This is a genomic window from Haloarcula sp. H-GB4 (assembly GCF_030848575.1).
Taxonomy (GTDB): Archaea; Halobacteriota; Halobacteria; order Halobacteriales; family Haloarculaceae; genus Haloarcula.
Window position 1 is genome coordinate 1338162 of sequence record NZ_JAVDDX010000002.1, and the last position, 12253, is coordinate 1350414.

At 63.2% G+C, this 12253-nt stretch carries 14 protein-coding genes; 6 read left to right on the forward strand and 8 right to left on the reverse strand.

Annotated features, from left to right (window positions below):
- Positions 1–42: 42 nt before the first annotated feature.
- Positions 43–1947 (forward strand): cation:proton antiporter, encoded by a 1905-nt coding sequence (locus tag RBH20_RS15480; protein WP_306710178.1) that lies wholly within the window; start codon positions 43–45, stop codon positions 1945–1947.
- Here the strand turns inward: RBH20_RS15480 and RBH20_RS15485 are convergent.
- A complete protein-coding gene (locus RBH20_RS15485) occupies positions 1944–2396 on the reverse strand; it encodes a PaaI family thioesterase (RefSeq protein WP_306710180.1) in 453 nt (150 codons plus the stop codon). The genes RBH20_RS15480 and RBH20_RS15485 overlap by 4 nt on opposite strands.
- Positions 2397–2485: 89 nt before the next feature.
- Positions 2486–2632 carry a hypothetical protein gene (locus RBH20_RS15490; RefSeq protein ID WP_306710182.1) on the reverse strand — a complete coding sequence of 49 codons (147 nt, stop codon included), beginning with the start codon at positions 2630–2632 and terminating at the stop codon, positions 2486–2488.
- 259 nt (positions 2633–2891) lie between these two features.
- Here RBH20_RS15490 and RBH20_RS15495 point away from each other — a divergent pair, with 259 nt between their 5' ends.
- Entirely contained in the window at positions 2892–3359 is a 468-nt protein-coding gene (locus tag RBH20_RS15495; RefSeq protein ID WP_306710184.1) for an NUDIX domain-containing protein, read from the forward strand.
- 140 nt (positions 3360–3499) lie between these two features.
- Here RBH20_RS15495 and RBH20_RS15500 read toward each other — a convergent pair whose 3' ends face one another.
- The 3 genes from RBH20_RS15500 to RBH20_RS15510 form a co-directional block, all read right to left on the reverse strand.
- Positions 3500–4633 carry a thiolase family protein gene (locus RBH20_RS15500; RefSeq protein ID WP_146417720.1) on the reverse strand — a complete coding sequence of 378 codons (1134 nt, stop codon included), beginning with the start codon at positions 4631–4633 and terminating at the stop codon, positions 3500–3502.
- Positions 4634–4743: 110 nt separating this feature from the next.
- Entirely contained in the window at positions 4744–5214 is a 471-nt protein-coding gene (locus tag RBH20_RS15505) for a pyridoxamine 5'-phosphate oxidase family protein (RefSeq protein WP_306710187.1), read from the reverse strand.
- A gap of 88 nt (positions 5215–5302) precedes the next feature.
- Positions 5303–6883: a DUF1508 domain-containing protein gene (locus RBH20_RS15510; RefSeq protein WP_306710480.1), complete on the reverse strand. Its 1581-nt coding sequence runs from the start codon at positions 6881–6883 to the stop codon at positions 5303–5305.
- A 118-nt stretch (positions 6884–7001) separates the two neighbouring features.
- Between RBH20_RS15510 and RBH20_RS15515 the strand changes: the two genes are divergently transcribed.
- From RBH20_RS15515 to RBH20_RS15530, 4 genes are all read left to right on the forward strand, one after another.
- Positions 7002–8351, forward strand: coding sequence for an ATP-binding protein (locus RBH20_RS15515; protein ID WP_306710189.1), 1350 nt, complete (start codon positions 7002–7004; stop codon positions 8349–8351).
- Positions 8352–8433: 82 nt separating this feature from the next.
- Entirely contained in the window at positions 8434–8709 is a 276-nt protein-coding gene (locus RBH20_RS15520; RefSeq protein ID WP_306710191.1) for a hypothetical protein, read from the forward strand.
- Positions 8710–8753: 44 nt separating this feature from the next.
- Positions 8754–9629 carry an MBL fold metallo-hydrolase gene (locus tag RBH20_RS15525; RefSeq protein ID WP_306710193.1) on the forward strand — a complete coding sequence of 292 codons (876 nt, stop codon included), beginning with the start codon at positions 8754–8756 and terminating at the stop codon, positions 9627–9629.
- A 62-nt stretch (positions 9630–9691) separates the two neighbouring features.
- A complete protein-coding gene (locus RBH20_RS15530) occupies positions 9692–9988 on the forward strand; it encodes a hypothetical protein (protein WP_306710195.1) in 297 nt (98 codons plus the stop codon).
- A gap of 19 nt (positions 9989–10007) precedes the next feature.
- On the opposite strand, the gene RBH20_RS15535 is transcribed toward RBH20_RS15530, so the two are convergent.
- The 3 genes from RBH20_RS15535 to RBH20_RS15545 form a co-directional block, all read right to left on the reverse strand.
- Positions 10008–10958 carry a DUF5787 family protein gene (locus tag RBH20_RS15535; RefSeq protein WP_306710196.1) on the reverse strand — a complete coding sequence of 317 codons (951 nt, stop codon included), beginning with the start codon at positions 10956–10958 and terminating at the stop codon, positions 10008–10010.
- Between the two features lie 42 nt (positions 10959–11000).
- A complete protein-coding gene (locus tag RBH20_RS15540; protein ID WP_306710198.1) occupies positions 11001–11177 on the reverse strand; it encodes a hypothetical protein in 177 nt (58 codons plus the stop codon).
- Between the two features lie 150 nt (positions 11178–11327).
- Positions 11328–12215, reverse strand: a complete 888-nt coding sequence (locus RBH20_RS15545) for an ArsR family transcriptional regulator (RefSeq protein ID WP_306710200.1) — start codon at positions 12213–12215, stop codon at positions 11328–11330.
- Positions 12216–12253 lie beyond the last annotated feature (38 nt).

The window sequence follows — 12253 nt, forward strand, 5'->3', positions numbered from 1 at the left end:
ATACGAGGGCGATGCGTTAGGCTGGACAGATGGAGGCTAACTGTGGCTGGTAGTTCGGGGCTATTGATTCCGCTCGTCGCCGGTATCATTGGGCTCGGCGTCCTTGCACAGGTCCTCGCAGCACGCCTACGCGTGCCCAGCATTATCTTCTACCTGCTGGTGGGTGTCATCATCGGCCAGCCCGGACTGGGCATCATCGGTGACGGCACCTTCGGCGGGGCACTGTCGGCAATCGTCGGCTTAGCGGTCGCAATCATCGTTTTCGAAGGGGCCTATCACCTCCGATTCGACCGGCTACGCGAGGCTCCGGCCGCGACGTTCAGACTTGTTACCGTCGGTGCGGCTATCGCGCTTGTGGGCACCGCTATCGCCGTCAAGTTCGCGTTCAGCTCCGCGGCCGTCTCCTGGAACCTCGCGTTCCTGATCGGTGCGCTACTGGTTGCGACTGGACCGACGGTCATCACTCCGATTCTTGATGTCGTCCCGGTTCGAGACCGCGTCGCCGCTGCACTGGAGACGGAAGGGATTGTCAACGATGTGACCGCGGCTATCATCGCTGTCGTCATCTTCGAGACGGTTAATCCAGCCGTTGCCAGTGAGAGCCTACTACGAGGATTTGCGCTCCGACTGGGGACGGGGCTACTTGTCGGCCTCATCGTCGCCGGCGTCGTGTACTACCTCCTCCAGTACGTCGACCTCTCGCCCGGTGACGCACCGCGGAACTCCCGACTGCTCGTGCTCGCCGGGGCGCTCATCGCCTACGCGGGCGCGAACACGATAGCGACCGAGGCCGGCGTTGCCGCCGCCGCCACAGCGGGGATGGCGCTCGGTAACGTTGACCACCCGTACGAGGAGGACATCGAGGAGTTCAAAGGCGATATCACGCTGCTGGTGCTGTCGTTCGTGTTCATCGCACTGGCGGCGCAACTGGAATTGGCCTCACTCATTGATGTTGGGCTAGCGGGCATCATCGTCGTCCTCGCGGTCGCCCTGCTTATCCGACCGCTGCTGGTGTTTGTCTCGGCCGCTGGTGATCGGTTTACCACCAACGAGAAACTGTTCGTCAGCTTCGTCGGGCCGCGCGGTATTATTCCGGCGTCCGTCGCGACGCTGTTTGCCGTCGAACTGCACTCCGCAGCCGAGGAGGTCACCGGGGCACAGGCTGAACTACTGGGGACGCAGGCCGATATCCTGCTTGGCACTGTCTTTCTTGTTATCTTTGCGACCGCCCTGTTCGAGGGTGGACTGGCGCGATTCATCGCGGAAAAACTGGATGTGATACCAATGCGAGTCATCATCGTCGGCGGCGGACAGGTGGGCCGAGCGCTCGCCGCACGCCTCGAAGACCGGGGCGAAAACGTCGTCATCATCGAGGAGGAGGAAGAGATCGTCGAACGAGCCCGTAACGACGGCTATGCCGTCGAGATCGGCGACGGAACCGACACCGACGTGTTGCGGTCGGCCGGGGCTGAAAACGCCAAGACCGTCGTCGCGGCGACCGGTGACGACGACGCGAACCTGCTGGTGTCACAGCTGGCGAGTTCGAAGTTCGGCGTCGACCGGGTCATCGCCCGCGCGAACAACCCGGACAACGTCGAGGCCTTCGAGGACCTCGGCGTTCGGACCATCTCCTCAGCGATGGCGACGGCTTGGGCCATCGACAACCAAATCGAACGTCCGGCTATCGCCCACTGGATGACCGATGTCGGCCGCAGTGGGGATGTTCAGGAAGTCGAGGTCACCAATCCGGAACTCATCGGGAAGTCGATCCGCGATGTCGGTCCGATGCTGCCCGACGCCTGTCTGGTCGCGCTCGTCAGCGGCGAACTCCACGAGAACGCCGAAGTACCCACAGCAGACTACATCCTCGAAGAGGGCGATATGGTGACGCTGCTTGGCCGTCGAGAGTCCGTGCGTGACGGGATGAAGATGGTTAGCGGCGACTAGTCGTCAGTAAGATGGGCAACATCTGATTCCTCGACACCCTCTGTCCATGGCGATTCACCGCGGTCGCCATCAGTTTTGTACGTCCCGCGAGCGCTCGCGATGTGATGGCCATCGGTGTCATACACTTCTGCATCGACGACTGAGACGCTCCCGCCGCTTCGGAGCACCTCTGCCTCAGTCCGCAGATCAGCGGTTGCCGGCGCGAGATAATCAATCCGCATGTCGACTGTCGGTGAGACGGTGCCGGATTGCGAGATGACGGCCGCCCCGCCGACGGTATCCACGAGTGAGTACGTGACGCCGCCGTGTGCGATTATCGATTCAGGGTTCGAGGAGTGGCCGTCCTCCAGCGGGAGTTCGCCAGCCGCATAACCGTCATCGACAGCCGTGATCTCCATCCCTAGCTGCTTGACAAACGGGATGTCGTTGAACATCGATTTGAGACTCATGGCTATCTCCACGGAATCGAGTCAGATAAGCCTCCGAGAACAATCAACAACGGGTCGAGTGTGGTCGTTATTCGGGACACGACTTCCTGTCAGTCCCCTGCTACCGCTCCGTCCACGCTCTCGTCGCTCTCCGTGGCTTCTTCTGGAAGTAGATGCTCCGGGCGACGCAGGTAGCTCGGCTTCTGTGCGAACGCTTCGATTCGCTCCCACTCCTCGGGTGTGATGTGACCGTCCATATACAGTATCCACTGTTGACACTACTTTAATCCTTGTAATAAAATCTAAAATAAATTGTAGTGGATTATCACCTACTATAGGGAGCTACCACTATCGTAGTGGGCGTCTGTTACTGAGGATGAGGGGTCGGTGTACTTCGACGGCCTTGCTACCGGCGTCTGATTCCACTCATTACCCCTCTTTGCCCCCCGATGACCTAATATGATTTTAGGCAGATATGTGGGTACTACTATATGTTGGCCGTCGCTACCAGATTCTATGCAACCACAGCGGGCAACGTACGTAAAGAAAGCCTGTGCCTACATCACCAGAAACGGGTCGGAACTGCTGGTGTTCGACGGGCCGGGCCACGACGGGCTACAGATACCGAAGGGAACCGTTGAACCGGGAGAAAGACCGCGGGTAGCCGTACAGCGAGAGGCTGTCGAGGAGAGCGGTCTCGCCTCATTCGAGCGTCTGCAACACATCGCCACCGATGTCTGGACGCGCCGCGAGTCGCCACCGAAGCGATACGTGCGGTCGTTCTACCACCTCCCTGTCCACGAATCCCGGGATCACTGGGTCCACACCGTCACCGGGACGGGCGAGGAACGCGGTGCAGAGTTCGAGTTCTCGTGGGTCGACCTCCAGACCGATGCCACCTTCGCACTCGATCTTGACGACTATCTCCACTCTCTGACGAGTCCCGCTGAGGCGACGACAGCCGGCGATGTGGCTGCCGATTAACGACTTCTTCTCTCAAATATCGCTCGTGCAAGCGCCACAGCGGTCGCAAATGACGGATTCATAAGCAACAGACTCGAAACCGACGGATTCGCAAACGATGTGCTAGGGTAGCATACTGAAACCGCGCTGACAGCGGCTGCTCAGGGCAGTCGGAACTCGATAGCCGCGCCCTGACCGAAGCCGACACACTCTGTCGCCAGACCCAGCTCCGCGTCGCGGCGGTTCATTTCGTGGACGAGCGTCACTGGAAGGCGCGCGCCAGAGGCCCCGAGCGGGTGGCCGATGGCGATTGCGCCGCCGTTGACGTTGTAGATGTCGTCGTCGAAGCCGAGTTCGCGCTGGCAGTACAGACACTGGGAGGCGAAGGCCTCGTTGAGTTCCACGAGGTCGTAATCGTCCGTTTCGCGGTCAGTTCGTTCGGTGAGTTTGCGAACGGCGGGGACCGGGCCGATCCCCATCACGGTCGGGTCAACACCGGCGACTTCGTGGGAGCCGATTTCCGCCAGAATGTCGAGTCCGCGGTCCTCCGCGAACTCACGGGAGGTGACCATCAGCCCTGCCGCACCGTCAGAGACCTGCGAGGCGTTGCCGGGTGTGACCGATCCATCCGACTTGAACACTGTCGGTAGCTGGGACAGCTTTTCGAGTGTGGTGTCAGGACGGATACCCTCGTCCGCTTCGAGCTGACCGTCCTCGGTATCGATCGGGACGATCTCGTCGTCGAAGCGACCGGACTCCGTCGCGTCGGCGGCGCGCTGGTGGCTCCGGAGCGCGTACTCGTCCTGTTCCTGCCGGGCGACCTCCATCTCGCTAGCGACCTTCTCAGCGGTCATTCCCATCTGGAGTTCGCCGATGTTGTAGTGTTCGGCCAGCCGCGGGTGGACGTTGTGCGTGTTTTCGTCCATCTGCACACGGGACATCGACTCCACACCGCCGGCGATGAGCACGTCGCGCTGGCCGGCCGCGATGGCGTCGGCGGCTCGCATCAGCGCTTCGGCGGAGGACGCACACCAGCGGTTAATCGTCGATGCGGGGACGCTCTCGCCGAGGTCCGACAACAGCGCGATGACCCGGGCCATGTTGTTGCCCTGTTCCCCGCGCTGCTGGGCACACCCCCACAGCAGATCGTCGACGTCATCGGCCTCGACGCCGGTCGACGCGAGCAACTGGTTGATAAGCGGCACCGAGAGGTCTTCGCTCCGGACGCCGGCGAGTGCGCCGTCCTCCTTTCCCTGTGGCGTTCTGACTGCGTCCACGATGACAGGTGTGGGCATGGACAACGGAACGTCTCGGCCTGTGTTAAAACCTGACAAACTCTACACAGCGGGGGAACCGTTGTCGGCCGACCGGCCTGACTGCGCCCCGACACGGTCGAGCAGCGGATTCACTCCGGTTCGAATCCCGGCGGGAGGCCGGCGTGTCTGAGCCCTTCCATCTCATCGATACGGAACCGGTAGACTGCGATGTCGCCGTCCTCGATAGCGTCCTCGAACAGCTCCGGCCGCCATGCCGTATCGAGCACGTCCGCGAAGTCGTCCCACTCGGACTCGGGGACGGCCTCGATACCGCCCTGTAACAGGACGCTCTCCCAGTGGAACATCGATTCGACTTTGTATACGAGCACGGCCGCATTCTCCGCCGCCTCGGTCAACTGTTGTTTACGGCTTGCTGACCCACCGATGAAGGTGAAATACAGCGCGCGGTCATCATCGTACCCGAACGACAGGGGAATCATGTACGGTCCGTTCTCGGTCGGTAGCCCCAGCACACCGACCCGCTGGTTCGACAGAAACGCCGCAATGTTGCTGTCGTCCATGCGCGTGAGTCCGGCCGCCTCGAGAGTATCTATTGTCATATAGGTGTAACTTCGACTGAAACCTGTTTAATTAATTCGGCTATTCCTCGCGGCGGAGAATTGCCCGCTGGAACGTGCCCGGTTGCCGCTACTCCTCCTGTGTTGCACCCGGAGCGTGGCGCTTGATCCGCTCAATGGCGGTCACGGCTTTGTTGCGTTCGGCGTACCCCTCACCGGAGTCCGCGATGATTTCGCCGTTGCGATGGCGGAGTCGCCAGCGCCACTCCTCGCCCCTGTCCTCGTACACTTCGAACGCTGCGCTCCCGATTTCTAGCAGATCAGCCTCGGCCGCGTACGACTGGACTCGCTCGATGGCATCCATGGCTTTCGACCGATTTGCGTACCCCTCGCCGCTGTCGGCGACGAGTTCGCTGTTGTCGGCCCGTAGCCGCCAGCGCCACTCCTCGGCAGCGTCCTCGTACACCTCGAAACGGTCATCGACCGCGGAGTCGGGTGCGAGTTCGCTGACTCGACGGGCCGCCCGCCGGGCGTTCGACCGGGAACTGTACCCCTCGCCGCTGTCGGCGAGGATGTTGCCGTTGCGGTGGAGCAAGCGCCAGCGGAACTCCCCGGCAGCGTCGGCGTACACCTCGTAAGCGACGGGGTCGACTTTGAGGTAGGCCGCGCCGGGAACGTATGCGCGGACGCTCTGCAGCGCTCGCCGGACGTTCGACTTCGAGGCGTATCCCTCACCGCTGTCGGCGAGGATATTGCCGTTATCGTGGCGCAAGCGCCAGCGGAACTCCCCGGCATTGTCCTCGAACAGTTCGAACGCGGCGTCGCTTTCGGGAGCCGGCACGACCGGTACGTCCTCGGCGGTGTCGTCCTCTGTCGCATCCTCGAAGAAAACGACAGCCCCGCCGGCGGCGTTGGACTGGACGCTACGGAGCCCCTGCATCGCCTTCTGGCGCGAGGAATACCCCTGTGCGCTGTCGGCGATGACGTTGGAGTTCCGATGGCGGAGCCGCCAGCGGTACTTGCCCGCCGCGTCCTCGTACAGTTCGAACGTCGCCTTGCTGTCCATCGCAGCCGCGATGGTGGCGTGGGCCGCGGCGAGTTCCGCCTCGGTCGCCTCGGTCACGGTCGCCAGTTCCTCGCGGGCGGCCTCGCTGGTCGCTAACTTCTCGGCCAGCCTGTTGCGCTCGCGGCTCGCCTGTTCGGCGGCCTGGGACTGTTGTGTCGCTTCCCGGGACGCCTGGTCGGCCTCCTGTGTGGCTTGCTCGGCCACTTCAGTTGCTTCCTGCGCCGTTTGAACGGCTTTGTCGTACGCTTCTTTTCGGCCAGTCAGCAGCGGGGAGACGACCGCGCCGACAGCCATCAGCCCGAGGCCGACGATGTATAGCGTCACTGCCGGGTTCCCCTCGGGGCCGGCCCAATTGGAGGGGTAGAACGTGGTGAACCACACCATCGCGACCAGTCCGACCACGGCCCCGAGGTATGTGAGTATCAGACCACGTCGTGTCAGCGGCAGCCTGATCGTCGGCCCGGCAAACAGCGAGATGAGCCCAATTGCACCGAGGAGATAGCCGAACTGCCGGGGCGTGCTCCGCGACGCTGTCAGATAAAACAGGAGGAGGCCGACGATACCGAGTACGATGCCGATGACGAACAGCCAGTAGCCGTACACCTCGTCGTCGGTCGTCGGCTCGCCGATGCGGTTCCGATACACCGAGATTAATTTGTTATTAGTTGCCACGTTGGAAACACACGGCGGTGGTATATTACCTTGGTGTCGGACATCGGGGCTTCGAGTGACTTATACCGGTTGCGTGGTAACATCAGTGGGAATGAGCAATCCGGAACTGGATGTCGTTGAGTTTCTGCTGACGGCCACTATTTACAGCGAGCGGCGGGACCTTGAGCCGGACGACCTGCCGGCCTCGTACCGGTCCGTCTTCTGGAGCGACGGCGAGATCGAACGGCCGCTGTCGGTCACCAACACGACCGCGAGCGAGGCCACCGGTGTCGAGCGACCCTGGGCGGCCATCTCCGGCCTGATGTTCACCGACCGCGACGATTTCTCGGGGAGCATTTCCATGACGGACCGCGACCTCGCCGAGGAGTGGTTCCTCGAACGGGTCGACGCCGCGGCGCTCGAAGACAATCCGGTCCTGGCGAAAGCCTTCGAGGACCATGTGGAGGGCGCTGACTACAAGCGGGCCCGCGAACAGAACCGACCGTCGCGTGCCGACCGCGCGTTTATCGACGCCAAACTGGAGGAGGCGTTCGACACCGACGACGAGGACGATGAGGAGATGCTCGACCTTGTCGACGTGCGCGCCCCTGAAGAGGTGGAGATGACGCTGGCTGACTTGGTGTTGACCACCGATCAGGAAGACGAGATCCAGAAGATCGTCAAGGCCATCGAGCACCGCGACTACCTCGCCCGGATCGGCCTGCGAGAGATCGGGAAACTCCTCTTTGTCGGCCCGCCGGGGACCGGCAAGACCAGCGTCGCCCGCGCGCTGGCCCATGACCTCGACCTTCCGTTCGTCGAGGTGAAGCTCTCGATGATCACCAGCCAGTACCTCGGCGAGACGGCCAAGAACGTCGAGAAGGTGTTCGAGGTCGCAAAGCGACTCTCGCCGTGTATCCTCTTCATGGACGAGTTCGACTTCGTCGCCAAGACGCGCTCCTCCGACGAACACGCCGCGATCAAGCGCGCTGTCAACACTCTCCTCAAGAGCATCGACGAGATTTCGCTTATTCAGGATGAGGTGTTGCTCATCGGCGCGACGAACCACCCCGACCAGCTTGACGCCGCCGCCTGGCGGCGCTTCGACGAGATCGTCAACTTCCCGAAGCCGGATAGCGGTATGCGCGCGGACATCCTCCGCATCGTCACCCAGCAGATGGAGATCGACGACTTCGACCCGGAGACACTGGCGGACCTCACCGAGGGGCTGACCGGCAGTGACCTCCGGCTCGTGCTCCGTGAGGCTGTCCTCAATGCTCTGACCGAGGAGCGGACCACGCTCACCCAGCAGGATCTTGAAGACGCTATCATCGACTTCGAGGAGCGGGACAACCTCAAGAACATGGACATGATGGACGGCGACGCCGACGCGTTGGTCGCCGGGAGCGGCGGCTTCTCCGGTGACGGCGGCAGTGATCACGACCACGATCACGACCACTGAGCGACGGCTTGCCCACTTAGACACCCGTTCTGGCTGTCGGTATGAGCGATTTACTTATCAATGCAGGAACCATTCGGTAGCCATGGCTGACAACGACGTGTTCACCGAGACAGACGAGCCGGCCGAGTCGTGGGTTGACGTTCGGATGACTGATCCCGATGAAGGCGAGTGGGACGTAGACGTGGTTATCGCGGAAAAGCAGGTCGAGTATGTCGACCTGCGCATCCGACCGGAGTTACTTGAGGGGTTCTTCGAGTGTCTGTTCGACGACCTCGCGGACGAGCGCGCCCGGTCCCTGCTGGCGGCGACGATGGAGCGACAGGGGATCGACCCGGCGAACCTGTTCGATAGCCAGTAACGAAAGCGAGGGGCTTAGGCGGGTCCCCCTCTGAAGGGATGGTAATGGAGGTCACGCTGCTTGGGACCGGCGACACGACGGGGACGCCGACTGTCCAGTGCGACTGTGACACGTGCGAACGGGCGCGCGACCCCGACGAGGAACTCCGGGCCCGCGTCCGCGAGCGTGGCATCGACCCCACGGGCGGCGTCGAACGGTCGCGCTTCTCCGTCGCCGTGGAGAACGACGAAACCGGCGAGTCACTACTGATCGACCTGAGTCCGGACTTCCGTCACCAGTTCCTCCGCGAGTCGGTCCCGCTGCCGGACGCGGCGATTATCACGCACGTTCACTTCGACCACCTCGATGGCCTCGGCAACGCCTACCGCCTGTTCGACGAACTGCCGGTCCACGCTGCCGACGAAACCGATCCGGTGACTGGTGCAAGCGTCGCCGAGAGCGTCCGGAGCCGCTATGACTATCTCGATACGGTCTCGGTCCACGCACAGACGCCGCTCAAGCCGTTCACCGTCGCTGGCTTCGAGGTGACGCTCGTCCCGGTCACGCACCCACCGCTTCTGTGTTACGGCCTGCGAATCGAGGAACCTCAGACCGGCGCAGTGCTGTCGATTTCCGGGGATACCTGCTACGACGTGCCCGACCGTTCGAAATCCGTCCTGACCGGGGCCGACCTCGCGCTCGTCGAGGGCATCGTCCACCCGGAGGCCTGCGAGTACCACCCGAAAGGCGGCACGCACCACGACGAAAACGGCGTGCCGCGGACCTTCGGCACGAAACACATGACCCTGCCCGGCGCGCGGGACTTCGCCGAAGACATTGCGGCCGACGACTACCGTATCGTCCACACGGCGCACTACGTCCCCGCGGACAGGGCCTTCGCTGACGACATCGGACTCGACGGCGAGCGGTTCACGCTCTGACTCCCGATTCGGCTCGGTGAAACGGACCGTAGCTTATAGGCCATGGCGGCTAATGCCGTTGTATGGACAGGCGCGGCATCGCGGAGGTCGGTGGGCTGTCGCTGGCTGGCGGCGTCCTTGCAATCGCCGTCCAGCAGGGTATCGTGGGCAGTATCGACTGGGTGCTGGTGGTGGGACTGGTCACCTGTGTCGGTATCGCGGCCGCGGCGAACTATCAGGCCAGAACGAAACATGCGGCGAAGGTCGCCACCGAAGCGCCGGCAGTGACCGAAGACAACTACGAACAGCACGGCCGTCCGACAGCCGGTGACGGCGGCTTACCGTCGGATGACGCGCCTTCAGGCGACGACGACCGGTAGCGGTGACGACTTCTCGCGGCTATCCGAACCGATCCAGCCCCGACTGACGACGCCTGCGTCCGTCTGGGTCCGCCCGCCACGGCGTCCGCTCGGCCCGAAGCGAGTCCCCGTCGACGGCCGGCGGGTCGGCTGCCTTGTACCCGCCGCAGTCCGGGCCGCACTCGTCGCTCTCGCGGACAGCGCGATCCTTCCACTGACAGTACGGAATCCCGTCACTGTCGGGTGAACAGCGCTCACACGCCGGATAGTCGAAACTCCGCCATCCCTTCCCATACGCTCGCTCGGCCAGTCGCCGGCGTGCGCGAGCCTTTTCAGAAGCGTTGACTATCCCCACGTCTGTCCGGATCGCCCGCTCGTCGAGGAGTTCGACGCCGGCGTCGTCGGTCGCCAGTGGTGTCGCCTCCCGACGGACGTCTATCGTTCCGCTGTCGGCGTCGAACCGCCAGACACCGACTTCCTCGGGAATCCGGTTGAGGTGCGCCCCGGTAACGTAGGAGGCCGTCGCCAGCACGACGCGGTCGGCAAGCGCGAGCGAGACGTCGGTCCGCAACTGTGATTCCAGGTCGCCGGGCCGACGCAGGTCCGGCTTGTTCTCGATGGCGACGATGTCGCCGACCCAGTCGGGGTACCGCGTCGTCTGTCGGACGTACGTCCGGCCGCCGCGACGCTCGCGCTCGAAGAAGCCCCGATCGACCGCCAGTTCGACGGCCCGCTCGGCGCGGTCGGGGTGACAGTCGAAGGCGTCCTTCCAGTACCGCGCCCGACCCGGGCCAACGTCGCTTTCGATGGCCGCCGTCGGTAGTCGTTCGGGAGTGATGGCCGCCCGCTCGTCGAACTCGGGGCCCGGCTCAACGACGACGGTATCGAGGACGCGCCGGCCGTGGATAGCGCCGCCGAGCTGGCGGCTCACCAGTCGACCCTCGCGTTCGAGGTGGGCACACAGTGCCAGTTCGAAGTCGAACTCCCGCACGACCGGAGGCAGGGCTGGGACGGGCAAAAGCCCCGTGCTCGGTTACCGGGTGGCGACAAGGAAACAGGTCAGCGCCGCCAGTGCGAGAACCGGACTCTGCGAGAGTATCGTCAGCAAGCCGAGGTAGACCGTCAGAACGCCGAGGAGGGAACGAACGGTCAGCGGTGGATACGTCGGCCTGTACAGTTCGGGGTCGGCGTAGGGTGCAGGCTGATACATTACAGTGAAACAATGGTCCCGAACGCCGATAAGCATAATCTGAATGATATTTCTGCAACAGACGCGGACAGAGGCTCTCCTGAAGACGATTTCAGTCAGCCGAAAAACAGCTCACCCCCATAAGACAGACAGTACAACCGGCGGACCGGCTCAGTGCTCGCAAGCCTGTCGCTCGAACTTGGTCGGCTGGAGGTTGCCGTCCAGATAGGCGGTCAGTTCCGCCTCGGCCAGCGGAACCCGGACCGTGAGCCGCCACGGGTCGGTGTCTTCAACGCTGGTGTACTGGTCGTCGACACACCAGGGGAGCGTCCAGTAGGGTCGACTCGACAGATCGACGCCGTGGTCGTCGTAGAACGCTGCAACGCGGGAGTTATCGAGTAGCGTCAGTCCGACAGGCGAACAGAGTTCGTGGCGACACCGTTCGCAGACGAACTCGGCGCGGATCGACACATCGAGACAGCAGTCGCCATCGCGGGAGATCTCTGTCCCCATCCGACCGGCGCAGTCCGGGCAGACCCCGTCGGCGGCCAGACAGTGGAGGTGTCGCACCCGCTCGGCGAAGGCCGTCGCGACTTCCGTCGGTGTCCGGTCGACCAGACCGCCCGGCGGGAACGGGTACTCGCCGTGAGCCTTCCCGCAGTCCTCGCAGTCGATAGCGAACTGCTCGTCGGCGTACTCGGCTAGCAGACCGCCACCACACCGCGTACAGGCCCCGGTCACCGAGAACGGGTCGATGTCGGGCGTCCGAGTGAACGTTCCCGCCCGCACCGCGCGGATGACCTGCGCCCCGGCGTGCCGGAGGTCGTACCCGTCAGTTCCCTGGCTGACGAACTGATCAGTGAGCTCCTGTAAGTGATAGTTGAACTGCCCGCTGTCGGCTAGCTCTACGGCGTCGAACAACTCCGAGAAGCGAACTGGTCGGTCGTCTGCGCGCCACAGGGCCTCCAGAATGTCCAGGCGCGTCTCGCTCGCGATGACCGAAAACGCTGTCGCCGGGTCAATGTCGGCATCCGTTTCGGGGGACTCATCGACTCGCATCGTGCATGAACCTGTCCCCGCATAAACAAAAGCGTTCA